The sequence below is a fragment of the Pseudomonas sp. PSKL.D1 genome (assembly GCF_028898945.1).
GTDB lineage: Bacteria > Pseudomonadota > Gammaproteobacteria > Pseudomonadales > Pseudomonadaceae > Aquipseudomonas.
The window spans coordinates 3,478,305-3,501,629 of record NZ_CP118607.1 but is presented as its reverse complement, the minus strand read 5'-3'; the positions used below and the strand labels follow the sequence as shown (position 1 = coordinate 3,501,629).

At 62.2% G+C, this 23,325-nt stretch carries 25 protein-coding genes and 1 riboswitch; of the genes, 8 read left to right on the top strand and 17 right to left on the bottom strand.

All coding sequences use genetic code 11. The features are described 5' to 3' along the window. Nucleotides 1-7: 7 nt before the first annotated feature. On the bottom strand, nucleotides 8-691 hold the full coding sequence (locus tag PVV54_RS15580) for a FadR/GntR family transcriptional regulator (RefSeq protein WP_274906112.1): 684 nt from the start codon (nucleotides 689-691) through the stop codon (nucleotides 8-10). A 74-nt stretch (nucleotides 692-765) separates the two neighbouring features. On the opposite strand from PVV54_RS15580, the gene PVV54_RS15575 reads away from it, so the two are divergent. The 5 genes from PVV54_RS15575 to PVV54_RS15555 all read left to right on the top strand — a co-directional run bounded on the left by PVV54_RS15575 (nucleotide 766) and on the right by PVV54_RS15555 (nucleotide 3,804). Beyond that, nucleotides 766-900, top strand: a complete 135-nt coding sequence (locus PVV54_RS15575) for a hypothetical protein (protein ID WP_274906111.1) — start codon at nucleotides 766-768, stop codon at nucleotides 898-900. A 68-nt stretch (nucleotides 901-968) separates the two neighbouring features. After that, nucleotides 969-1,754 carry a transporter substrate-binding domain-containing protein gene (locus PVV54_RS15570; RefSeq protein ID WP_274906110.1) on the top strand — a complete coding sequence of 262 codons (786 nt, stop codon included), beginning with the start codon at nucleotides 969-971 and terminating at the stop codon, nucleotides 1,752-1,754. 22 nt (nucleotides 1,755-1,776) lie between these two features. After that, nucleotides 1,777-2,442: an amino acid ABC transporter permease gene (locus PVV54_RS15565; RefSeq protein WP_274906109.1), complete on the top strand. Its 666-nt coding sequence runs from the start codon at nucleotides 1,777-1,779 to the stop codon at nucleotides 2,440-2,442. Next, entirely contained in the window at nucleotides 2,439-3,089 is a 651-nt protein-coding gene (locus tag PVV54_RS15560; RefSeq protein WP_274910446.1) for an amino acid ABC transporter permease, read from the top strand. Before PVV54_RS15565 ends, PVV54_RS15560 begins: the two co-directional genes overlap by 4 nt. Beyond that, nucleotides 3,076-3,804: an amino acid ABC transporter ATP-binding protein gene (locus PVV54_RS15555; protein WP_274906108.1), complete on the top strand. Its 729-nt coding sequence runs from the start codon at nucleotides 3,076-3,078 to the stop codon at nucleotides 3,802-3,804. Before PVV54_RS15560 ends, PVV54_RS15555 begins: the two co-directional genes overlap by 14 nt. A gap of 123 nt (nucleotides 3,805-3,927) precedes the next feature. Here PVV54_RS15555 and PVV54_RS15550 read toward each other — a convergent pair whose 3' ends face one another. The 5 genes from PVV54_RS15550 to PVV54_RS15530 all read right to left on the bottom strand — a co-directional run bounded on the left by PVV54_RS15550 (nucleotide 3,928) and on the right by PVV54_RS15530 (nucleotide 9,621). Next, nucleotides 3,928-6,078, bottom strand: coding sequence for a TonB-dependent receptor (locus PVV54_RS15550; RefSeq protein WP_274906107.1), 2,151 nt, complete (start codon nucleotides 6,076-6,078; stop codon nucleotides 3,928-3,930). A gap of 53 nt (nucleotides 6,079-6,131) precedes the next feature. Continuing rightward, nucleotides 6,132-6,542 carry a DUF2946 domain-containing protein gene (locus PVV54_RS15545; RefSeq protein ID WP_274906106.1) on the bottom strand — a complete coding sequence of 137 codons (411 nt, stop codon included), beginning with the start codon at nucleotides 6,540-6,542 and terminating at the stop codon, nucleotides 6,132-6,134. A gap of 77 nt (nucleotides 6,543-6,619) precedes the next feature. Beyond that, on the bottom strand, nucleotides 6,620-7,396 hold the full coding sequence (locus tag PVV54_RS15540; protein WP_274906105.1) for a ParA family protein: 777 nt from the start codon (nucleotides 7,394-7,396) through the stop codon (nucleotides 6,620-6,622). A 95-nt stretch (nucleotides 7,397-7,491) separates the two neighbouring features. Further along, complete coding sequence (locus PVV54_RS15535) at nucleotides 7,492-9,066, bottom strand: sensor domain-containing diguanylate cyclase (RefSeq protein ID WP_274906104.1); 1,575 nt, start codon at nucleotides 9,064-9,066, stop codon at nucleotides 7,492-7,494. A 75-nt stretch (nucleotides 9,067-9,141) separates the two neighbouring features. Then, the gene (locus PVV54_RS15530) at nucleotides 9,142-9,621 is read right to left on the bottom strand and encodes a hypothetical protein (protein WP_274906103.1); all 480 of its coding nucleotides are present in this window, start codon (nucleotides 9,619-9,621) and stop codon (nucleotides 9,142-9,144) included. A 329-nt stretch (nucleotides 9,622-9,950) separates the two neighbouring features. Here PVV54_RS15530 and PVV54_RS15525 point away from each other — a divergent pair, with 329 nt between their 5' ends. Next, the gene (locus PVV54_RS15525) at nucleotides 9,951-10,457 is read left to right on the top strand and encodes a GNAT family N-acetyltransferase (protein ID WP_274906102.1); all 507 of its coding nucleotides are present in this window, start codon (nucleotides 9,951-9,953) and stop codon (nucleotides 10,455-10,457) included. Nucleotides 10,458-10,522: 65 nt separating this feature from the next. On the opposite strand, the gene PVV54_RS15520 is transcribed toward PVV54_RS15525, so the two are convergent. Next, nucleotides 10,523-10,879, bottom strand: coding sequence for a hypothetical protein (locus PVV54_RS15520; protein WP_274906101.1), 357 nt, complete (start codon nucleotides 10,877-10,879; stop codon nucleotides 10,523-10,525). A 446-nt stretch (nucleotides 10,880-11,325) separates the two neighbouring features. On the opposite strand from PVV54_RS15520, the gene PVV54_RS15515 reads away from it, so the two are divergent. Further along, nucleotides 11,326-12,162, top strand: coding sequence for an ion channel (locus PVV54_RS15515; protein ID WP_274906100.1), 837 nt, complete (start codon nucleotides 11,326-11,328; stop codon nucleotides 12,160-12,162). Then, complete coding sequence (locus PVV54_RS15510; protein ID WP_274906099.1) at nucleotides 12,163-12,990, top strand: hypothetical protein; 828 nt, start codon at nucleotides 12,163-12,165, stop codon at nucleotides 12,988-12,990. 46 nt (nucleotides 12,991-13,036) lie between these two features. Here the strand turns inward: PVV54_RS15510 and PVV54_RS15505 are convergent, their stop codons facing one another. The 10 genes from PVV54_RS15505 to PVV54_RS15460 all read right to left on the bottom strand — a co-directional run bounded on the left by PVV54_RS15505 (nucleotide 13,037) and on the right by PVV54_RS15460 (nucleotide 23,264). Further along, nucleotides 13,037-14,368, bottom strand: coding sequence for an OprD family porin (locus PVV54_RS15505; protein WP_274906098.1), 1,332 nt, complete (start codon nucleotides 14,366-14,368; stop codon nucleotides 13,037-13,039). Beyond that, nucleotides 14,365-14,799 (bottom strand): pseudoazurin, encoded by a 435-nt coding sequence (locus PVV54_RS15500; RefSeq protein WP_274906097.1) that lies wholly within the window; start codon nucleotides 14,797-14,799, stop codon nucleotides 14,365-14,367. Before PVV54_RS15500 ends, PVV54_RS15505 begins: the two co-directional genes overlap by 4 nt. 15 nt (nucleotides 14,800-14,814) lie before the next feature. Beyond that, nucleotides 14,815-15,603 (bottom strand): ABC transporter ATP-binding protein, encoded by a 789-nt coding sequence (locus PVV54_RS15495; protein ID WP_274906096.1) that lies wholly within the window; start codon nucleotides 15,601-15,603, stop codon nucleotides 14,815-14,817. After that, nucleotides 15,600-16,616 (bottom strand): FecCD family ABC transporter permease, encoded by a 1,017-nt coding sequence (locus PVV54_RS15490; RefSeq protein ID WP_274906095.1) that lies wholly within the window; start codon nucleotides 16,614-16,616, stop codon nucleotides 15,600-15,602. Before PVV54_RS15490 ends, PVV54_RS15495 begins: the two co-directional genes overlap by 4 nt. Next, complete coding sequence (locus tag PVV54_RS15485) at nucleotides 16,616-17,623, bottom strand: ABC transporter substrate-binding protein (protein WP_274906094.1); 1,008 nt, start codon at nucleotides 17,621-17,623, stop codon at nucleotides 16,616-16,618. The genes PVV54_RS15490 and PVV54_RS15485 overlap by 1 nt, the downstream gene beginning before the upstream one ends. Nucleotides 17,624-17,732: 109 nt before the next feature. Continuing rightward, nucleotides 17,733-17,931, bottom strand: a riboswitch (cobalamin riboswitch). A gap of 29 nt (nucleotides 17,932-17,960) precedes the next feature. Next, entirely contained in the window at nucleotides 17,961-19,127 is a 1,167-nt protein-coding gene (locus tag PVV54_RS15480; RefSeq protein ID WP_274906093.1) for a DUF1624 domain-containing protein, read from the bottom strand. Nucleotides 19,128-19,349: 222 nt separating this feature from the next. After that, a complete protein-coding gene (locus PVV54_RS15475) occupies nucleotides 19,350-20,498 on the bottom strand; it encodes an ABC transporter ATP-binding protein (protein ID WP_274906092.1) in 1,149 nt (382 codons plus the stop codon). A 19-nt stretch (nucleotides 20,499-20,517) separates the two neighbouring features. Continuing rightward, entirely contained in the window at nucleotides 20,518-21,327 is an 810-nt protein-coding gene (locus tag PVV54_RS15470) for an ABC transporter permease (RefSeq protein WP_274906091.1), read from the bottom strand. Nucleotides 21,328-21,333: 6 nt separating this feature from the next. Next, nucleotides 21,334-22,242, bottom strand: coding sequence for an ABC transporter permease (locus PVV54_RS15465; RefSeq protein ID WP_274906090.1), 909 nt, complete (start codon nucleotides 22,240-22,242; stop codon nucleotides 21,334-21,336). Further along, on the bottom strand, nucleotides 22,239-23,264 hold the full coding sequence (locus PVV54_RS15460) for an ABC transporter substrate-binding protein (protein ID WP_274906089.1): 1,026 nt from the start codon (nucleotides 23,262-23,264) through the stop codon (nucleotides 22,239-22,241). Before PVV54_RS15460 ends, PVV54_RS15465 begins: the two co-directional genes overlap by 4 nt. Nucleotides 23,265-23,325: the final 61 nt, after the last annotated feature.

Genomic DNA, 23,325 nt, shown 5'->3' with positions numbered 1-23,325 from the left:
CAGCAATCTACACCGAAAACACCACCCCTGTACGCGACGCCGCGTTGCGAATATGTAACTGCATGGCCTTTTGTGCACCGGTTTGGGAGCGCTGGGCCAGTGCACGCAGGATCTTGCGGTGTTCCTGCCACGTTTCCATGGCCCGCTCTGGCCGAATGAACGGTAGCTTCTGGCTCTCCAGGAATATCTCCTGGCTGGTGGTGATCACCTGCAGCATCGCGTGGTTGCCGCACGCTTGCAGCAACTGCTGGTGAAAGGCGAAGTCCAGCCGTGCCGCGGCCTCGAAGTTGCCGGCCTGCAACTCGCGGCGCATGGCCCCGACGTTGGCTTCCAGGCGGTCGAGGTCATCTGCCGTCAACGCCAGCGCCGCCTGCCCGGCGGCAAAGCCTTCCAGGGCGTAGCGCAGCTGGAACGTGTCGCTGGCCGACACCTGTTCGGCATAGGGCCAGGCAAACCCGGTGGGGGCGGGTGCCTGCACGAACACGCCTTTGCCCGGCTGCACGCTGACCAGCCCCAACGCACTGAGCGACGACAGTGCTTCGCGCAGCGACGCGCGGCTCACCCCCAATTGTTCGGCCAGGTCGCGCTGCGAGGGCAGGGCGTCGCCGGGTTGGTAACCACCTTCTTCGATCAGCTTGCGGATGCTGTGCAAGGCCTGTTCGGGGACGGCGCGGGGGAGTGTGTCGAGCATGCTGTTCAGACCGGTCGGAGGGCTATGACCTTGGCTTTTTACGGTGATTGCGCCGTGCTGGCAAGTGTTGCTCCGTGCTGGCGCAGGCCCTGGGCCTGGTGCACGAAAGCGGGGCGCAACGGGTGATTCGTTGCCGCGTGCGTACGGCAACTGTTCAGACCAGTAAGACCTTGCGCCAGCCGCGTTCGAGCGTTTTTGGCAGCACCTGAATCGATTCTGGCATGCCCCGTGCAATACCCCAGGCAACACCTACCCTGGATTTTCGCGAGGCCGTTCGATGAAGACTTTCCGCACCCTGTTCCTGGCCACCCTGTTCTGCGGCGGCGCGCTGGCCCTGCAAACCGCCCAGGCCGACGCTCTGGCCGACATCAGCGCCCGCGGCGTGCTGAAAGTGGCCGTGCCGCAGGACTTCCCGCCGTTCGGCTCGGTCGGCCCCGACCTCAAGCCGCGCGGCCTGGACATCGACACCGCGCAACTGCTGGCCGACAAACTCGGCGTGAAGCTGGCGCTGACCCCGGTCAACAGCACCAACCGCATCCCGTTCCTCACCACCGGCAAGGTTGACCTGGTGATCTCCAGCCTGGGCAAAAACCCCGAACGCGCCGCCGTCATCGACTTCTCGCGCCCTTATGCACCGTTCTACCTGGCCGTGTTCGGCCCCGCCGAAACCGACATCGCCAACATCGACGCGGTGGCCGGCAAGACCATCAGCGTGACCCGCGGCTCGATCGAAGACATGGAGCTGAGCGCCGTCGCCCCCAAGGGTGCTGTGATCAAACGCTTTGAAGACAACAACTCGACCATCGCCGCCTACCTGTCCGGCCAGGTCGAACTGATTGCCAGCGGCAGCGTGGTGATGGCCGCCATCGCCGAGAAAAACCCGGCCAAGGTGCCGGTGGTCAAGGTCAAACTCAAGGACTCGCCGGTGTACGTGGGCCTGGCCAAGAACGAGCCAGCGTTGCTGGACAAGGTCAACGCCACCCTGGAAGCCGCCAAGGCCGACGGCAGCCTCAACCGCAACGCCGAAAAATGGCTGAAGCAGCCGCTGCCGGCTGACCTCTGAGCCGCGCCTGGAGTTTGCCACGATGGCCTATGAATTCGACTTCGCCCCGGTGCTGGCCCAGGCCGACCTGTTGGTCAAAGGCGCCTGGTTCACCCTGCAGCTGACCGCCGTCGGCACGCTGCTGGGCGTGGCCATCGGCGTGATCGGCGCCGGTGTGCGCGCCTGGCGCGTGCGGCCGTTCGATGCGCTGTTCGGCCTGTACGTGGAGCTGATCCGCAACACGCCGTTCATCGTCCAGCTGTTCTTCATCTTCTTCGGCCTGCCGGCGCTGGGCATCCGCCTGACCGAGTGGCAGGCGGCGGTGCTGGCGATGGTGATCAACCTGGGGGCCTATTCCACCGAGATCATCCGCGCCGGTATCCAGGCCATCCCCAAGGGCCAGCTGGAAGCCGCTGCGGCGCTGGCCATGAGCCGCTTCGAGGCCTTCCGCCACGTGGTGCTGCAACCGGCGCTGGCCAAGGTGTGGCCGGCGCTGTCCAGTCAGATCGTGATCGTGATGCTCGGCTCGGCGGTGTGTTCGCAGATTGCCACCGAGGAATTGTCGTTTGCCGCCAACTTCATCCAGTCGCGTAACTTCCGCGCCTTTGAAACCTACCTGCTGACCACCGTGCTGTACCTGGTGATGGCAATCCTGCTGCGCCAGTTGCTGGCGTGGGTGGGGCAACGTTTGCTGATGGGGAGACGCTGATGGACTTTACCTTCTGGGACATCCTGCGCAACCTGTTGATCGGCCTGCAGTGGACGCTGCTGCTGTCGTTGGTGGCGTTTGTCTGCGGCGGCTTGGCCGGGTTGTTGCTGCTGGTGGCGCGGATTTCCGAAAGCCCTCTACTGCGCGGCCTGGCGCGGGGTTACATCGAGCTGTTCCAGGGCACGCCGTTGTTGATGCAGCTGTTCATGGTGTTTTTCGGCATCGCACTGTTCGGCATCGATGTGTCGGCGTGGATGGCTGCGGCCATCGCCCTGACGCTGTTTACCAGTGCATTCCTGGCCGAAATCTGGCGCGGCTGCGTAGAGTCGATCCCGCGTGGCCAGTGGGAGGCTTCCGGTAGCCTGGCGTTCAACCGCCTGGAGCAATTGCGCTACGTCATCCTGCCCCAGGCGCTGCGCATTGCCGTGGCACCGACCGTGGGCTTTTCCGTGCAGGTGGTCAAGGGCACGGCGGTGACCTCGATCATCGGTTTTACCGAACTGACCAAGACCGGCGGCATGCTGGCCAACGCCACCTTCGAGCCGTTCATGGTGTATGGCCTGGTTGCGCTCGGTTACTTCGTCCTTTGTTACCCGCTCTCGCTGAGCGCCCGTTACCTGGAAAGGAGGCTGCATGCCCCTGCTTAGAGTGTCCGCGTTGCACAAGTATTACGGCGACAACCATGTGCTCAAGGGCGTCGACCTGAGCATCGAGGAAGGCGAAGTGGTGGCCATCATCGGCCGCAGCGGCTCCGGCAAGAGCACCTTACTGCGCACCCTCAATGGCCTGGAATCGATCAGCGACGGTGTGATCGAAGTGGACGGCGAGTACCTGGACGCCAGCCGTGCCGACCTGCGCAGCCTGCGCCAGAAGGTGGGCATGGTGTTCCAGCAGTTCAACCTGTTCCCGCATCTGACCGTGGGCGAGAACGTGATGCTGGCGCCGCAGGTGGTGAAGAAGGCCGGCAAGGCCGAGGCGCAGCAATTGGCTGAGCAGATGCTGGCGCGGGTGGGGCTTGCGGACAAGTTCAACGCTTACCCGGATCAGCTGTCTGGTGGCCAGCAGCAGCGGGTGGCGATTGCCCGGGCGCTGGCGATGTCGCCCAAGGTGTTGCTGTGTGACGAGATCACCTCGGCGCTGGACCCGGAGCTGGTCAATGAAGTGTTGGGGGTGGTGCGCCAGCTGGCCAGCGAAGGCATGACGCTGATCATGGTGACCCACGAAATGCGCTTTGCGCGTGAGGTGGGCGACAAGCTGGTGTTCATGCACCAGGGCAAGGTGCATGAAGTGGGGCACCCGCGCGAGGTGTTCGCGGCACCGCAGACGACGGAGCTGGCGAACTTTATCGGGGCGGTGGGGTAGGTTCGGGCCGCCAGGGCGCCGCTGTCGCGCCGCATCGCGGATGAATCCGCTCCTACAGGGGTTGTGTTGCCCTTGTAGGAGCGGATTTATCCGCGATGCGCCGCGACAGCGGCGCCCGATCCATCAGAACCGCATATCCACCGCCACCTCGAACGTCCGTGGCGCCCCCATGTAGTACTGCAATCCGTACGCTTGCTTGGCATACACCTCATCCGTCAGGTTGCGCACGCGCCCGGTCACGGTGGTGTGCTCATCGACCCGGTAACGCGCAAAGGCCCCGAACAGGGTATAGGCCGGTGCCTTCAGCGTATTGGCATTGTCCGCATACACCGAACCCACATACCGCGAGTCCACCCCCGCCGACCACGCCGGTGTGAAGCTGTACGTCAGCCACAGGTTGGCCACATTGGCCGGCACGTTCACCGGCGCATTGCCCTTGCGTGACACCGACACGCCGTTGACGGCCTCGTTGAACGCATCATATTGCGCATCCACGTAGGCATAGTTGCCCTCGGCCAGCAGCTTGGGCGTTACCTGCAAGCGCCCGGACAATTCGATGCCGCGAGAGGTCTGCTGCCCGGCCTGCACGGTGAGGTTGGGGTTGGCCGAGTCGCGCACGGCAAAGTCCTTGCGCACGATCTGGTACAGCGCCACGGTCGCCGCGCCGCGCCCTTCGAGGAAGTCGAACTTGCTGCCCACCTCCCACTGCTCGCCCTTGGACAGGTCGAACAGGCCGACGTTGGAGTACGTCGCCGCAGCCAGCGAACCGGCGGGTAGGTCGGCGGAGGTGCTGTATTGCGCGTACACGCTGGCCGATGGCGTCAAGGCGTAGGTCAGGCCGATGCGCCCGGACAGCGGCTCCCAGCGCCGTTCGAAATACGCCGGGGAGGTGGGTGTAACGGCGCCGTAGTTGGTGACCTGCATGTCCAGGTAGTCGTAACGCAGGGCGGTCAGCAGCGCCAGGCGTTCGGTGAGCTGCAGGCGGTTTTCGGCGAATACCGCGCGGTTGATGACTTCGTGGCGGCGTTGTTTGGTAAGGCCGCTGTTCACGCCCGGGATGTCGTAGAAGCTGCCGGGGTCAAAGTGGTCCGGGTCGACCACATCGGTCCAGCTACCGGAAGAGGGGTAGAGCGTCTGGCGCATGCGCGAGTAGTCCAGCCCCAGCGACCACCGGCTGGCCAGGCCGAACAGCGTATTGTCGTGACGCAGTTCGATGCGGTCACCCAGCACGTTCTGGTCATGCCGCTGCAGGTAGGGGCTGGCGCGCAGCACGTTGCCATCGCTTGTGTAGCTGTAGCGTTCGAGGTTGCGGTAATCGCGCTGGGCATTGTAGTGGTACAGGGTGTTTTGCAGGCTGGTGCTGTCGCTGACCCGGTAATCGAGGATCGAGCGCAGCCATCGCACTCGTTGCTCGTAACGGCCGTCGGCGACGTTGTAGTTCTCGAAACGGCGGCTTTTGTCGATCTTCATGGTGCTGCGCCCGGGCAGGATGGGCGAGCCCCAGTAGGGGCTGTCTTCGCTGTCTTGCTGGTACTCCAGGGCCAAGGTGTGGGTGAGGTCTGGCGTGAGGTCGCTGAGCAGTGAAAACGCCAGGCTGTCGGTTTGCCGTTCGTTGCGGTCGATGTAGCCGTTGCCATGGCCGCGGCTGAAATCCAGGCGCACGAAGTGGCGAGCGTCGGCGGGGTTGCTGGCCAGTGCCTGGTTGATGCCGAAGGCCACTTCCGAGTCGTCGTAGCTGCCGTAACGCACGCGCCCGTCGACGGTTTGCTGGTCGCGGCTGGCAAGCTTGGTGATGTAGTTGATCGAGCCGCCCACCGACCCTGCGCCATGCAGGAATGAAGACGGCCCGCCAATCAGCTCGACCCGGTCCAGCACCCAGGCGTCCACCGGGCGGGTGGCGCTGCTGTAGCCGAGGTTGATGCCGTTGTAGAGCTGGGTCACCTGGTTCTGGGTGAAGCCCCGGTAGCTGACGAAGCCACCAAAGCCCGGGTTGGCCGAGGCGTTGACGCCGGTCATGGCGTTGATCACGTCCTGGCTGTCCTTGGCATCGCGTGCTTCGATCACGCGGCGGTCCGACACGCTGACCGAGGCAGGCGTTTCGCGGGCAGTGAGGCCAAGCCGGGAGCCGGTGCGGATCGGCTCGTCCAGCTGCACGCCGGAGGGCGCCTCGCGTTCGCCGTCAATGGTGGTGGCAGTGAGTTCGACAGGGGCGTCGTTCGCCCAGGCATGGGTGCAGGTGCCCATCAGGAGCACCAGGGAAGTGTTGCGGAGCATGTTGTTGTGTCTTCCACGCAAAGGTCATGGCTGACCGGCCGCGCACGGCGGGGTCAGGCGAAATGAATGGCAGCTGCGGGGAAGCGGGTGGGGGAGGCGCGGGGGTTGAGCGCGGGGCGTTGATAACGGGGAGGCGGCTGTGCCCAACTGCGCACCACGACGGGCGAAGTGGCGGTGGCATGCGCGGGGTTGAACGACCAACCGCCACTGCTCAGCGGCACCGCCATGCCAAACGAAGAACACACCGGGCAGTCGAGCTGGGCCATGTGCTGGTCGCCGCCGGCGCCTTCGAGGTCGATGGCCACGCCGTGCTCGCTGTTGATCGAGCAGAACCCGCCTTGCAGCCCGGCCAGGCGCAGGCCACCCATCTGGCCATGGTGCAAACCGCACAGCAACAGGCTGAACAGGACGCTGGCGTAGAGCGTCCAGGCGGTCAGCGTGCGGGTGTGCCGGGTGATGTTCATGGCGGCGAATCTATCACCCGGACGAATGGACGGGTAGTGCTTCTCACTTGCCGCGTGACGTGGCAGGTTGTCGCAGGTCAGGCGGCGCGCTCAAGCGCATCCAGCAAGTTCACAAACTCCATCGACAGCTTGTGCCGGGGGGCCAGGTGCACCAGCGGCACGGCGGCCTCGTGGGACTCGCGCATCTTGATGGAACTGCTCAGGTACACCGGCAGCACGGGCAGGCCTTCATTGCGCAGTTGGTCGACCAGCGTCTGGTGCAGCGCGGTGCGCCCGGCGAACTGATTGACCACTACACCTTCCACCTGCAGCGCCGGGTTGTGGTCCTGGCGCAGTTCCTCGACCTCGGCCATGACGCTGTGCAGCGCCTGGCGCGAGAAGCTGTCGCAGTCGAACGGTATCAACAGTCGCTCGGCGGCCACCAGCGCGCTGAAGGTGTAAAAGTTAAGCGCGGGCGGTGTGTCGATGTAGATGCGCTCGTAGTCTTCGCCCAGCTCTACCAGCAGCTTGCGCAGCTTGTTGATCTTGAACTTGCTTTCCAGCTTGCTTTGCAGGTCGCTGAGGTCGGGGCTGGCGGTGATCAGGTGCAGGTTGTCGTAGCGGGTGTCGGTGATCGCCACGCGGTGCTTCTTGCCGGCGGCGGTGGCCGGCGACAAGGTCTGGCGGAAGAAGTCGGCGATGCCGGCCGGGATGGCGTCATTGCACAGCCCGGTGAGGTAGTAGGTGGCATTGGCCTGGGGGTCGAGGTCGACGAGCAGGGTGCGATAGCCCTCGGCGGCGCTGGCCGCAGCGAGGTTGCAGGCGATGCTGGACTTGCCGACGCCGCCTTTTTGATTGAATACCACTCGACGCATGGGACGCTCATCCTTGAAGGTGAAATGTCAGATCGAGGTCAATCCTATGACCAATACACGACAGTTTTATGACAAGGCTTGTAATACTTTTCTGCTCACTGGGCTTCGCACACGCGGTTGCGACCGCTCTGTTTGGCACGATACAGGGCACGGTCGGCCTGGTTGAGGGCTTGGCTCGGTTCACGCTCGGGCCCAGCAACCCAGTGCGCCACGCCCAATGAGATCGTGATGCCGCCTACTGGCTCGATCGCGGTTGCCTGCACCGTCAGTCGCAGCCGCTCGGCTACGCCCATTGCCACGGGCAGGCTCGCGCCCGGCAGCAGCATCAGGAATTCCTCGCCGCCGGTGCGGCACAGCAGGTCGCCTTCCCGGCAACAACGGCGCATCAGCTCTGCCAGCTGGCGTAGCACCTGGTCACCCACATCGTGCCCGTGGCCATCGTTGATGCGCTTGAAATGGTCGACGTCCAGCACGATTGCCGCAAAGCTTCGGCCTTCGGCCTCCAGCAGTGCCAGGTTGAACTCCAGGCCCCGGCGGTTGACCAGCCCGGTCAGCGGGTCGGTCTGGGCGTCCTGGTTGAGGCGGCCGATACGTTCCTGCAGCAGGTTGAGGCCAAACAGCAAGGCGCGTTTGAGTTCGGCCGCCTCGAAGTACCAGGCGCGTACCTGATGCAGCTGTTCGGCCGTCCCCGCGCGGTCCATCGCCCGTGCGCCGGCCGCCAGTTGCCAGAGGGGCCGGGCGATGATCAGGGCCAGCCACCATAGTGCCAGGCAGCCCACCAGGGCCAGCGGCGCCGAGGTGCCTACCACGTTGAGCACCAGATGGTTCACGGGCTCCACGGCCTTGGCCAAAGGTTGCTGCGCGATGATGCCCCAGCCGGCACTGGGCACGGTGGCGAACCCGGCCAGCATCTCGATGCCTTGGGTGTTGACCAGCCGGCGGGTGCCGCTGTCCAGGCCATGCAGGTTGTCGACCAGCGGGTTGCCGTCCAGCACGGTGCCCACGCGCTCACTGTCCGGGTGATAGAGCAGGCGGCGGTTGCGGTCCACCACATAGAGGTAGGAGCCGTCCTTGTAGAAGTGCTCGCCCAACAGGTCTTTGAGAATGTTGTGCTCGCGCAGGTACAGGCTGCCGCCGACATAGCCCAGGTAGCGGCCGTCGTCAGCGAAAATCGGCTGCGACAGCGATACCACCAGGTTGTTGGCTGCCGACAGGAAAGGCGTCGACACCAGGGTGCGCCGCTCGCGCAGCGACGCTTGCGCCCCCGGCGTTTGCACCTTGGTACCCAGGTAGTTGCGCATGGAGGCGGGCGAAATGGCCAGCAAGGTGCCGTCGGCCGCAACCACGTACGTGGAGTTGAAGGCCATGCTCTGCAGCAGGACGCGGTCGGTTTCTTCCGCCAGGGCCTTGGCATCGCCGAGTTGCTGGTCTTGTACGCCAGCACTGAAGGCCAGTTGCTGCAAGGCGTTGTTGATCACTGTTTCGGTGATGGCTGCCAGCTTGGTGGCGTACACCCGGTTGGCTTCCAGCGAATGGTCGATCAACAGTTGCCGTTGCACCCGGTAGCTGGCGAAGTAGCTGGTGCACAGCATCACCACGGCGGTGAGTGCGCACAGGGTCAGGATCAGCGTGCGCAAGTCCATGCGCAACCCAAGCTTGGCGTGTGGCAATCCTGACCTCACTGGCGCAAAAGAAAATAACTTACTCTTTATGGGGTTGCCCGGCTACAGGGGGATGGCGAGATATCAGGCGCCAGGTTTTTCCAGGGTTTTCAGCTCGTCCTCTACCTGTTGCATGCGTTGCTCAGCCAGCGCCTGAACCTGCTTGTCCCGCGCCGTTTCGCGCATCAGGCCGGTGAGTTTTTCGCTTAAACGCTGGCCTTCTTCGGTCTCTTCCAGTGCCTTGGCCTTGGCCGGGTCTTGCGTGGCGGCGACGATGGTGGCGAACTCGGCGTCGGTGAAGTTCTTCTCGCTGTAAAGCTTGAACAGGTCCTGGCGCTGGTCCTCGACCGTAAGGTGTTTGCGCAGCACATCGCGGATGGTGGCTTCTTCAAGCTGCGGATGGGTGCGTGTGAGCAGCGAGGCCATGCGGTTGATGTTGTGGTCGTAGGCTTCCTGCAGGGGCAGGTTGGCCAGGATCTGTTGCTCACGGGTGGGCTTCTGGTCACAGGCGGTGAGGGCAGCGCTGAACAGCAGTGGCAGCAGGTATTTTGAAATGCGGGGCATGGAAGGCCTTGGGCGCGCGTTGCAGATGGGCGATTATAGCGGTGTCGGCCGAAGCCGCGTACAGCGTGTATATACTCTGCGCGCAACGGGTTTGGGTGGGAAAAACGGTCATACACAAAACTCAAAAGCTGGCGCGATCCCTGTAGGAGCGGATTTATCCGCGATGCGGCGCGCAGCGGCGCTCGATCTGCGCCATACCCAACTTTCAAGGCGTACACCCTCGCTACGTGCCGAATAATCTGTGGGCTGTCGTTATGTGGCGCCGCTGCGCGCCGCATCGCGGATAAATCCGCTCCTACAGTGACGGCGCAAACTACTCATGGAGCGGTATGCAAAACTGGATCATCAAAGCACCTCATCCCACGGCAGTCGCTGAAGTCGTCGCCTTCGTCGACAACGCCCGCCGCGACATCTTCCCGATGCTCGCCAACTCGCCGTTGCCAAAAGACCTGGCGCACTTCACAGAAGCTTATCTGGACGGCGAGGGCCATTTCCTCGAAGCCCGGGATCAGGGCCGGTTGATTGCCGTCATCGGCTACCTGCCCTACGACCACCGCTTCCCCCAACTCGATTACCGTGGCAAGCACGTGGTTGAAGTAGTGCGCCTGTTCGTGCTGCCCGAGTACCGGCGGCACGGGTTGGCGGCGGCGTTGTTTGCGGCGTTGCGTGAACATGCCAAGGCGGTAGGGGTGGAATGCTTGTACTTGCACACCCACCCGTTCTTGCCGGGCGCGATCCGGTTTTGGGAGAAGCAGGGGTTTGTGGTGGTGGATGTGGAAGCAGACCCGGTTTGGCGGACTACGCATATGGAGTTGTTGCACCCCGGTCTCACCTGAATCTTCAAATTGCCTGGCGACAGACCTGTCAGCCAGACAACGACTTCAGTTACAAGCTACATCCCTCATCTGAAATCTTCCCCGCGAATGGGCTGCTTCAATCGAGGCGGCCGCTGCGGTGCAGCCGGGTTTACTGGCAGAAGCACAAGCCCATCGAGCACTTTGTTCAGCAATGCCTCAATCATCTCGAGCGACAATTGCGTACCCCCAAGTAAACGCCGAGCCGGAGCAGCGGCATCCTCACGGGCGAGGGTGGTCGATTGGTAGGCCTGTTGAACAAGCTGAATGGCATGCACCAACGCTTCCTCGGCGAAGATGCCGGGGCGGACGCTGAAGATAGGGGCGTGATGATTGTTGCAGGTGCCGAAGGCGTAGAGGTCGCAGCAGGCGTGATGGGGTGGGTCGGGTATTCCTTTGGTCATGATGAACTCCTTGATCAGTGGAGCCGCCAGCCGTCGCTGCTAAACGAAAGGGAGGCAGCTGTACGCGGGTTAGCAGACCAGGGATCAAGGAACCCGGCGCGCACGAAGGCGCCCCGCGCACAACCGCCATAACACGTTCTAAGCCGCGTCTGTGGACACGATTCATACGAGTAAGGAGTGCTGTGTGCACCTTGATCTTTGGGCAGGCTGCTAAACCCGGTCGCTGGATTGACAGCGACGGCGAAGGATAGCTCTTCTTTGTTTGGAACTCAACCAATCAAGTAGTTGGAATCACGCTGACGGATCCTCATCAAAGAGCTATGATAGGTTGATGATTGGTAATCACCAACTCGGGAACTGCATCGAGGAAAGGCTTGGCATGAGCAAATGCAGTCTATCCGTGCTGTTTTGAGTGGCGGCAGAGTTAATTAAAAGGGATTGTTCAGATGGCAAGATTGCCGAGGATTGAAAGGCGCCTTACTGAAAGCTTTGACTTGAGATCGGTGCGTAACTTTAGCGATGAAAGGATGGTTAGGTACGTCAAGGTTGGCGGTGTAAGGTCGTTAGGGGTCAGGGATGTAGTCAAAATAAAAAATACTACTTTTGCAAATTGCTCTTTTGCTCAGCAGGTATTCAAGGGCTTGGTTTTTCAGAATTGTAATTTTTATAACTGTGTATTCAACGGTTCGATTTTTTTGGAGTGTGAGTTTCACGACTGTGCAATTGTTGAGTCTGTCTTTTTTAAGACTGTTTTTGAGATGTGCTACATTGATCCTAGGTCTTTTGTTTTTAGAGATCGTGTTTGGTTGAAAAATTATGCAAACGTGAATGCTTGGTTATACTGGGGTTTGTATAAAAATTCAAAAACCATGCATCAAGAAAAATTTGCGATGCTAGCGGATAGGAAATTCAGGCTGTCCAAGCGTTATGAGTATTTGTATGGGCGTAAGCCTGATTATTTGAGATTTTTTAAAGGCTTGGTATATGATTGGGGGCTTGGAAGTGGCTATGGAATCGTAAATTCTATTGTTGTCACGTTGTTGATCCTCTCGTTGTTTTCTTTTTTTATGTTTGAGAGAGTGAAGGAGTCTGGAGGATCGGGGGTAAATGGTGTTTTGGAGGTAATTTATTATTCGGTTGTGTCATTTACCACCGTTGGCTATGGGGATTATTTACCGATCAAGGATCAAATTGCGTTAAGCGTTACTATGATTTTTCTTCTGTTGTCAGTAATCTGGGGTGCGATCGTTACAGCTATCGTAGTCAAGAGGATTGTCAGGTAAATGACTTACGTCATATTGCAATGTGGATCTACTGCACGCGGAGATACAAATCCGAACAGTGATGTTGACTGGGTTTGCATCTGGCAGGGTGTAGCGCCTGACTACACTGTATTGGCAAACAAATACGACGGATTAATGTTCTACTCGGATGATACTGTTAAGAGAATGAGGCGAAAAGGGGCCTTGTTTTTAGTGCATTTGGATGTGGAGGGTTTGTATGTTGAGGGTGACTCGAGTCTGTTAGAGATATTTGCAGGATTTAGGCCGAAACCCTCGCAATTGCGAAGAGCTGCAGCAGAGTCAAGAGAATTTATAAAAAATATTGTCTGGTGTCCTGGTAGTGATGTGGGTTGGTTCTGGTTTCTTGATGTGCTTTATGTGGCTCTCAGGAATTACATTTTTTGTTCTAATGCACTTGAAGGTGTTTATAGTTTCGGCTACGTCGAGGCGTTAAAGGGTTTTGGTGTCGATCATGAGGTGATGGGTGTTATGCTGAGAGTGCGAGAAGGAAAATATTTATATCGGGAGGGCGGATCGTTTGGCGAGGTGGGCTTGGATATGGAGCAACTTGAGGTTGCGGTATCTAAGATTTTAGGGGTGAGCGTTAGGTTTCAGTTTGGCGGGATGACAAATTGGTTTGACAGTTTTAGTTCGTATTATTGGGGTGAGCGAAAAATTGAGCGAGCTATTTTGAACTCTGAATATAGGGATGATGGATTTTTGGTGATGATGAAATCTCATAACTACTCTAAGCGTAGCTTGAAAGGTGCGGTTAAACGCATAGTTGAGAAATGTAGGGGCGGAGGGGCGCCCCATGTTAAAAATTAGCACTTCAATATCAATGTTAACGTTTGTGCAGTCGCAAAATCTTTGATCAAAGCTTCAACGGCCACTCCACCGCCAACCGCACCTGATCCCCATCCAGCTCCGCCTGCGCCGTATCCCCTCGATGCACGTTATGCCTCAGCGAAAACGCCATGCCCTTGGCCTTGCCGCTCTGCACCACATACCGCGCCTCCAGGTCGCGCTCCCAGTGCTGGCCATCCTTGCCATAACCCAGGTACGCATACCCGCCGTTAGGGTCGACATGCGTGCCGTCGATGTCGAACCCGCGCACATACAGCGCCGTCAGGTTCAACCCCGGTACGCCATAGGCACCCATGTTCAGGTCGTAACGCGCCTGCCAGGACTTTTCATTGGGGGCGTTGAAGTCGGACATCTGCACGGCGTTGGCAATGAAGATTGCGCCGCGTGTGACGTAGTCGAACGGGGTGTTGCCATCCACTTGCTGCCAGCCGAGGCTGAAGGTGTGCGGGCCTTGGCTGTAGCGCGAGATCAGGCTCCAGGTGGTGTTGTCGATGCGCCCGGAGTAGGCCTTGCCGGTGTCGGTGGTGCGGTAGAGGTTGAGGTCCAGGCTGAGGCTGCGGCGGTCGTCCAGGGCGTGGGTGAGGGTGCTGCCCAGGTAGTGCTGGTTCCAGTTGTCTTCGTAGCGGGAGGTGTACAGGCTGCCGCTGAAGGCCGGGCCTGGGTTCCACACCACGCCGGCAAGGTCGAAGGTGTTGCCCTGGCGGCCGTTGGAGTAGTTGACCACAAAGCCCTGGTCGTGGCTGGAGGCGTTGCGGTCGGTGCTCTCGTTGAAGTGCCCGGCCACCAGTTTGACCTTGTCGATCTCGTTGCTGGTGAGGAAGAAACCGGTGGCGGTTTCTGGCAGCAGGCGGCTGTCGGAGGAGCTGAATACCGGCGTTTTCACGCGCTGCTCGCCGTACGACAGCACGGTGTTGGACCGGCGCAGCTTCAATGCGGCGCCACCGCGGCTGTATTCATTTTTCGGATGGCCGTCGTTGTCAACGCCCAGCAGCCGGGCCTTGCCGGCGCGGCCGCCGCCGCTGTCCAGTTGCACGCCCAGGTAGGCATGGGCGTCGACGCCCACACCGATCAGGCCTTGGGTAAACCCGGACTGGAAGGTGCCCATCAGGCCGTAGGCCCATTCCTCGGCCAGGCCGTTGCGCTCGCTGCGGGGTTTGTAGGCATTGCGCGCGCCGCTGTTGCGCCCGCCGTGCTTGTAGTCGCGCTGGTCGTAGACGGTGCGGTTGAGCACACTCCAGCTGCTGTCTTCAATAAGGCCCTTGCTTTGCGACTGTGCGGACTCGGCCAGTGCCAGCGGGGTGAGGGTCATCAGCGGCAAGGCCAGCAGCAGGCGGCTCATGGGCGGGCCTCCAGCTGCTTGGCTTGTGCGGCAAAGCGGGCTTGTGCGCGGGCCGGCAGGCCGGGCGGTACTTGAGCGGTGGGTTGATCACCCACCTGAATCAACATCACCATGCCCATGGCCAGGTGCGGGATGCACTGGATGCCATAGGTGCCAGGCACCGTGAAGGTGTGCTCGAACGGCTGGTTGAGCTTGCTCTTGAAGGCTTCGGCGCCGGTGGGCAGCAACGCGGGCAGGCTGGCGGCGTTGTGGCCGCTTTGGGTGGGCAGAAAGCGCACGGTATCGCCCGGGGCAACGCGCAGGTGGTCCGGCTCGTACACCATCGCGCCGTCCGTGCCGCGGTTGAGCATCTTCACTTCATGCACCTCAGCCATGGCGGGCATGGCCAGAAGGGCGCTGGCAAGCAGCAGGGCGGCAGGGCGCGACAACATGCGGAACTTCCTGTTTCAGGGGGCGCGAAAACGCAGGATGCGTGCGCCGTCGAAGGGGTCGGTGAGGTAGTGGGCGTGCACGCCGAAGGTGCTCAGCAGGCGGTCGGGGGTGAGCACGTCCAGCGGTGTGCCGAGGGCGACCAGGCGGCCTTTGTCGAGCACTGCAACCCGGTCGCAGGTCAGCGCCTGGTTCAGGTCGTGCAAGGCCACCAGGGTGGTTACCGGCAATGCCTGTACTTGTTGCAGCAGGCTCAGCTGGTGCTGGATGTCGAGGTGGTTGGTGGGCTCATCCAGCAGCAGCACTTGCGGGCGCTGGGCCAATGCGCGGGCAATGTGCACGCGCTGGCGCTCGCCGCCCGACAGCGACCCCCAGAGGCGTGTGCGCAGGTGCGCGGCGTCCAGGTCGGTCAGGGCCTGCTCAACGATGTCATGGTCCTGTGTGCCAAAGGGGGCCAAAGCGGACAACCAGGGTGTACGGCCCAGAGCCACGGCATCGAACACGCTAATGGCGTCGAGGGTGTCGGCCTGTTGTTCAACCAGTGCCAGGGCCTGGGCAATGCGGCGACGCGGCAGGCGCGCCAAGGGTTCGCCAAGCAGCTGCACGCTGCCGCTGTTCGGTGTGCGCAGCCCGGCCAGCAGTTTGAGCAGCGATGATTTGCCAGAGCCGTTAGGGCCAACGATGCCGAGGGTTTCACCGGCAATCACGCTCAGGTCGATGCCGCTCAGTACTGGGCAACCTGACAGCTTCAATCCGAGGCCCTGGCAGGCAAGCGGGGCAACGCTCATGGTTTGCAGGGCTGTCATGCGCGCCCCCGTCTGCTGACCAGGATCAGCGCGAACACCGGCGCGCCGATCAGCGCGGTAACCACGCCGACCGGAATCACCTGGCCGGTGATCAAGGTGCGTGAAAGGATGTCGGCCGCGATCAGAAACAGTGCACCGCCCAGCGCACTGGCCGGCAGCAGGCGGCTGTGGCCGGGGCCAAGTATCAACCGCAAGGCATGCGGAATGACCAGCCCTACAAAGCCGATGGCGCCCACGATGGACACCATCACGGCAGTCACCAGTGCCGCGCAACTGATCAGCAGCAACTGGGTGCGGCGTACCGGAATACCGAGCGAGGCGGCTGAGTCCGTGCCAAACGTGAAGGCATCAAGTGCGCGGCGGTGCCACAGGCACACCAGCAGGCCAACCACCGCAACCGGCAGTGCCAGCCACACCGATGGCCAGCGCACGCCGCTGAGGTTGCCCAACAGCCAGAACAGGATGCCGCGCGCCTGCTCGGCAGTGGCCGACTTGGTGATCAGGAAGGCCGTGAGGGCGTTGAACAACTGGGAGCCGGCAATACCGGCCAGGATGACTTGGGCATTGTTGCTGCTGGGGCCGGCCGCGCGGGCCAGCACCAGCACCAGCGCGAAGGCCGCCGCAGCGCCAATGAAGGCGCCGGCGGACATGCTCAGCGCCATGCCGCCGAAGCCCAGCAGCCCGACCAGCACGGCGCCGGTCGAGGCACCGGCCGACAGGCCCAGCAGGTACGGCTCGGCCAGGGGGTTACGCAGCAGCGCCTGCAGGATCACGCCGCAGGTGGCCAGCCCGGCGCCGCAGGCGGCGGCCACCAGGGTGCGGGTCAGGCGGTAGTTCCAGACGATGCCGCTGTCGATGGGGTCGACCGGGTAGCCGGCCTGCCACAGGTGGTTGGCCAGTACCTGGAACACGACGCTCGGCGACAGATTGGTTTCGCCAATGGCGGTGCCGGCCAGCAAGGCCAGCAGCAGGGCGAGCAACGCCAGGGCGCTGTAGGGTAGCAAGCGACTCATCACGGTGTGGCTTTACCGCTGGCGAACGCCGCCGACAGCGTCTGCAGGCCGCGGAACAGGCGAATGCCGGCCTGCATGGCGTCGGCATCGAGGATGATGATGCGGTTGTTTTTCACTGCGTCCATGTTCTTGGTTACCGGGTCGGTGTGCAGGAATTCGAGTTTCTTCTGGTAGTCGTCGGCCGGGAAGCGGCGGCGGTCCATGCGCGCGATGATCAGCCAGGTCGGGTTGGCCTTGGCCAGGGTTTCCCAGCCCACGGTTGGCCACTCTTCGGTGGACTCGACCACGTTGCGCACGCCCAGGGTACGCAGCATGAAGTCGGCCACACCCTGGCGACCGGCCACGTACGGGTCGATGTCGAGGTCGGCGCTGGAGAACCAGAACAGCGCCGATGTGTTGCTCAGGTCCTTGCCGGCCAGTTGCTGTTTAGCGCTGTCCAGGCGTGCCTTGAGGTCAGCGTTCAGCGCCGCACCGCGGTCTTGTACGTCGAAGATTTCCGCCAGCTGGCTGACGCTCTTGTAGATGCTGTCGACCTGGAAGGCTTGCAGGCGGGTGCCATCGGCGCCAACCAGGTTGTCTTTCCCTTCGCAGTCCGAGGGCAGCAGGTAGGTAGGGATGTTCAGTTCGCTGAACTGCTCGCGGGTGCCGACCACGCCCTGGGCGCCGACCATCCACTCGAACTGCACCGCCACCAGTTGTGGGCGCTTGCCGACTACGGCTTCGAAGCTTGGGTCGTTGTCGGCCAGGCGCTGCACCTTGTCATTGGTGGCCTTAAACTCGGGCAGCACGTTGTTGAACCACAGCGAAGTGCCGGCCAGCTTGTCGCCCAGGCCCAGCGCGTAAAGCATCTCGGTGCCGGCTTGGCCGATGGTCACGGCGCGCTCGGGTGCCTGGGCGAACGTTTGCGGTTTGCCACAGTTGTCGACGGTGAGCGGGTAGTGGGTGGCGGCCTGGGCCAGGCCGGTAAGGCTCAGGCCTGCGAGCAGGGTGGCGAGACGGGGCAGCATGCTGGGGCGATCTCCTATCGAACGGTTCTGGTGAGGAACGCACGGACAGGCATCGCCAGCCTCTGCAAGGGCAGGGCAGCACAGATAGCCAATCCCGGACACCCCGCCGGTTGGTGAATGTTGGCCGGCAGGTCTCCTGACTGGTGCGTCGTCGCCCGGCTCCGGCCTTCCCGAACCCGGGGGCTCAGTGGCATTGATGGAGCAGGCTCGGCACCTACAGTTGCGGGGGCAGTTCCGTTTGGCGCGCGTGAGCGTGCCTGGGATTCCCTATTAATTCCGTGGTGGAAACCGGCGGGCCGCATGGTAGACCATCGGGCCGCCGGGTGAAACGCTTTGTTCAGAAGTATTTGAGCCAGGTTATGTCACGGCGGCGCGCCTTGAGGCGGGCGAATGCGCGCACCGGCAGGTACAGCGCTGCGGCCAGCAACACGGCACTGAGCCACACCGCGCCGATGCCGTCGAAGCCAAAGTAGGCGCCGTGATTGAGGCCGAACAGGGCAACGCTGGCCAGGTACAGCACCTTGAGCACGTACAGGTGCAGCAGGTAGAAGAACATTGGCGCGGCGCCGAACACGGCCAGTACCCCGATCCAGCGCGCTTGCCCGGCGCGTTCGAAACCGCGCAGCAACAGCAGGCCGAAGCCCAGCGTCAGTGCCAGGAACAGCAGCGAAGGCGGGTACTTGGTGATGTTGAAGAAGCTCATCAGTGTTTGGGTTGCGGTGGGGTAGCCGCTCCACGGCGCTTCGCCATAGCCGTTCTGCATGCGCAGCGCAACGAAGATGACCAGCGTGATGGCGCCCAACAGCAGCAGGCGGTGCTGGCGTTCGGCGGCATCGCTGCCGCGGGCGAACCATGGGCCCAGGCAATAACCCAGGGCGATTACGCCAATCCACGGCAATACCGGATAGGACGTACGCAGGCGCAGGTTTTCGGACACTTCCAGCCAGCCACGGTCATGCAGGATTGCCCACGGCACGTGCATCGCCGACTCCGGGCCGAAGTGCAGGCCATCCAGCAGGTTGTGGCCGGCGACGATGGCCAGGCCCAACGCCAGCAGGGCAGGGCGTGGCAGCCACACCAGCACGGACAGCGCGATCATGCTGACGCCAATGGCCCAGATGACTTGCATGTAGATCACGCTGGGTGGGAACTGGAAGGTCCAGGCGAAGTTGACCAGGGTGAACTCCAGCACCACCAGGAACAGGCCGCGTTTGAACAGGAATGCCGACACATCACTGCGGCCCTGGTATTTCTCGCCGTACAGCCAGGCCGACAGGCCGGTCAGCAGCACGAACACCGGGGCACACAGGTGGGCCAGGGTGCGGCTGGCGAACAGCGACGGGTCGGTGGCGTCGATGGCCATCGGGTCGCCGACCTGGCGGTGCAGGAAAAAGGTTTCGCGCACGTGGTCGAGCAGCATGAAGAGGATTACCAGGCCGCGCAGGGCGTCGATGCTCTGCAGGCGCTGGGTGAGCTGGGTGGGGTTGGCGCAGGCGCTTGTCATGGAGGGTCGCAGGCAAGAATGGATATCAAGTGGAACGTTATCTTATAACCTATTGAGTTGGAGGTGGTAGGGATTTTTGTGGTGGGCAGGTTTGGCCTTATCGCGGATAAATCCGCTCCTACAGGGGGCGCGCCGCCATTTCGGCATGCGCAGTACCTGTAGGAGCGGCTTTAGCCGCGATCACCGGCGGAGCCGGTGCCATCCTCCACATAGAATGATCAATCAGTGCGCACCAGCCGACTTGCTCAAATCGCTCTCGGCCCACTCGGTGTAGATGCAGGCATCCGCCACCGCCCAACGCACCTTAACGGTATCGCCCGGCTGCATCGGCATCCCCGCTGCAGACAACGCTTTCACGGTCAGTTCGGTACCCCCGGCCGTCACCACATGGCAGGTCTGGCTTTCCCCCAGGAACAGCACTTCACCCACCTTGGCACTGACCTCATTCCACCCGGCTGGCAGCGGTTCACGCGCAGCCTGCTCGGCGCTCAACGCCAGGGCCTTTTCCGGCCGAACCATGATCAGCGCATCCTGCCCGGCTGCCAGTCCCGGCGTCAGGCGGATTGCGACCGGCTGTCCTTCGAAACTGCCTGCGCCATTGCTGCTGGCCTTGATGCGCAGGAAGTTGGAGTTGCCCAGGAACGACGCAACAAACGCATTCGGCGGGTTCTGGTACAGGTCGTAGCCAGTGCCCAGGCCAACGATCTTGCCGTGGCTGAAGATGGCAATGCGTTGGGACAGGCGCATGGCTTCTTCCTGGTCGTGGGTGACGTAGACGATGGTGATGCCCAGCCGACGGTGCAACTGGCGCAGTTCGTCCTGCAGGTCTTCACGTAGCTTTTTGTCCAGCGCGCCGAGGGGCTCGTCCATCAGCAGGATGCGTGGCTCGTATACCAGGGCGCGGGCAATGGCCACGCGCTGTTGCTGGCCACCGGACATCTGCGACGGCTTGCGGTGGGCGAATTGCTCAAGCTGGACCAGCTTGAGCATGGCGTCCACGCGCTTTTTGGTTTCGGCGGCGCCGAGCTTGCGAATGGCCAGCGGGAACGCAATGTTGTCGCGCACGTTCAGGTGCGGGAACAGCGAGTAACGCTGGAACACCATGCCAATGTCGCGCTTGTGCGGCGGCACGTTCACCAGCGACTGGCCTTCGACCAGGATCTCGCCGCTGCTGGGCGTTTCAAACCCGGCCAGCATCGACAGCGTGGTGGATTTGCCCGAGCCGCTGGAGCCCAGGAAGGTCAGGAATTCGCCGTCCTGGATGTCCAGGTCGAGGTTGTCCACGGCGGTGAAATCGCCGTAATGCTTGTTCAGGCCACGCAGGCTGACCAGGGTCTTGTGCTGCGCGTGGTCTTTGATGACTGCACTCATTGTTGTGTTCTCCGGGCGCTCAGGCGTTGACTTCAGTACGCCGGCGCAGGGCGGCGGCAATGACCATGACCAGCAGCGACAGGCCGATCAGCAGCGTCGAGGCGACGGCGATCACCGGGCTCAGGTCCTGGCGCAGGGTGGTCCACATTTTTACCGGCAGGGTCTGCAGGTCGGGGCTGGCCATCATCACGCTCAGCACCACTTCGTCCCACGACACCAGGAAGGCGAACAGGCCGCCGGCGATCATCCCCGGGCGAATCGCCGGGAAGGTCACCTTGAAGATCGCCTGCAGGCGCGAGGCCCCGCAGATAACGGCGGCGTCCTCGATCGACTGGTCAAACAGTTTCAGCGAGTTGATGATCGAGATGATGGTGAAGGGCAGGGCGACGATCACATGGCTGACCACGAACGCGAACAGCGTGCCGGTGTAGCCCAGCTTGAGAAACAGCGCGTACACCGCCACGGCGATGATCACCAGCGGCACGATCATCGGCATGGTGAACAGGCCGTACAGCATCTCGCGGCCCGGGAAGCGGCCACGCACCAGCGCAAACGCGGTGGGCAGGCCCAGCAGCACGGCAAACACGGTGGTCAGCACTGCCACCTTCAGGCTGGCCAGCGCCGCGTCCATCCACTCGGGGTTGGCGAAGAACTGGGCGTACCATTTGACGGTCCAGCCCGGTGGCGGGAACACCAGCCACTGGGACGAGCCGAACGACAGCAGCACGATGAACACCACCGGCAGCAGCAGGAAGGCCGCGATGACCCCGGTGGTCAGGTACAGGCCGGTGCGCAGCGGGCGGCCCATGGCATTGGGTGACAGAAGCATGGCGGATTACCTCGCGTTGCCGACCGGGGATTCCGGCTGCAGCTTCAGGTACAGGTAGAAGAGCACCAGGGTGATCACCACCAGCAGTGCGGCGGCGGCGCTGGCCAGGCCCCAGTTGAGGAACGACTGCACCTGCTGGATGATGAATTCGGGCAGCATCATGTTCTGCGCCCCGCCCAGCAGCGCCGGGGTGACGTAGTAACCGAGCGACATCACGAACACCATCAACGCCCCCGAGAACAGCCCCGAACGGCACAGCGGCAGGAACACCTTCCAGAAGTTGGCCCAGGGGCTGGCACCGCAGATCGAGCCGGCCTGCAGCACCATCGGGTCGATGGCCTGCATGGTCGCCTGCAGCGGCAGCACGATGAACGGGATCATGATGTAGGTCATGCCGATCACCACCCCGGTGAGGTTGTGCACCATTTCCAGCGGGGCATCGATGATGCCCATTGCCATCAACGCCTTGTTGATCACCCCCGAGCTCTGCAGCAACACCAGCCACGAGTAGGTACGCGCCAGCAGGCTGGTCCACATCGACAGCAGCACGATGTTCAGCAGCCAGCGGCCCCAACCCCGGGGCACCAGGGTAATCGCCCAGGCCAGCGGGAAGCCCAACAGCACGCTGATCAGGGTGACCACGCCGGCCACCGAGAAGGTGTTGAACAGCACCCGTGCGTAGGCCGAGTTGGCGAACAGCTGTTCGTAGTTGCCCAGCCCCGGTACCGGCTCCAGCACCCCGCGCAACAACAGGCCGATCAACGGGGCGAAGAAGAACAGGCCAAGAAACAACAGGGCCGGCAGCAGGTTACGGCTGCCTTTCCAGCGTTGGCCAAGGCTTACGCGGCGGCTGGCGGCGCCGGTGCCCGAGGGGGCACCTTGCGCGTTGTGCAGGGCGTTGATGGCGACTTTCATTTGACCAACCACTCATTCCAGCGGGCCGCGATGGTTTGACCGTTCTTGGCCCAGTAGGCGAAGTCCAGCGTCACCTGGTCCTGGGCGTAGGCGGTCGGCAGGTTCTTGGCCAGGTCACCGTCCAGCTTGCCCACGCTGTCGATGTTCACCGGTGCATAGGCGGTTTTGTTGGCGAACTCGGCCTGGCCTTCGGCGCTGCTGGCGTTGGCCAGAAACTTCATGGCCGCGTCCTTGTTCTTGGCGCCTTTGGGGATGACCAGGAAATCGGCCATCACCAGGTTCTGCTTCCAGCTTACGCCCACTGGCGCGCCGTCTTGCTGCAGGGCGTAAACGCGGCCGTTCCAGAACTGGCCGAGCGAGGCTTCACCCGAGGCCAGCAACTGCTGCGACTGGGCGCCACCGCCCCACCAGACGATGTCTTTCTTGATGGTGTCGAGTTTCTTGAAGGCGCGGTCCAGGTCCAGCGGGTAGAGCTTGTCGGGTGCTACGCCGTCGGCCAGCAGGGCCAGTTCCAGCACGCCGGGGCTTGGCCATTTGTACAGGGCGCGTTTGCCGGGGTAGGTCTTGGTGTCGAACAGCGCGGTCCAGTCCACCGGCTTGTTGGCACCGAGCTTGCCTTCGTTGTAGCCGAGCACGAACGAGAAGAAGAACGAACCGACGCCGTGGTCGGACACAAAGCGCGGGTCGATCTTGTCACGCTTGATCTGGTTGAAATCCAGGGGTTCAAGCAGGCCTTCGCTGGCGGCGCGCAGGGCGAAGTCGGCTTCGACGTCCACCACGTCCCACTGCACGTTGCCGCTTTCGACCATGGCCTTGAGTTTGCCGTAGTCGGTGGGGCCGTCCTGGACGACTTTGATGTTGGTGCTTTTGGTGAAGGGAACTGCCCATGCTTCTTTCTGGGCGTCCTGGGTGGTGCCGCCCCAACTGACGAAGTTGAGGCTGTCGGCGGCCTGAACGGCCTGACATGCCAGGGTCAGCAGGCTGGCGGACAGCACTGCGGTTACACGTTTGCTCAACAGCATGGTTACGCCCTCGTTGCTTTTGTTATTCGAGGCGGGCCTGTCACCCGCCATGTGTTCGGGG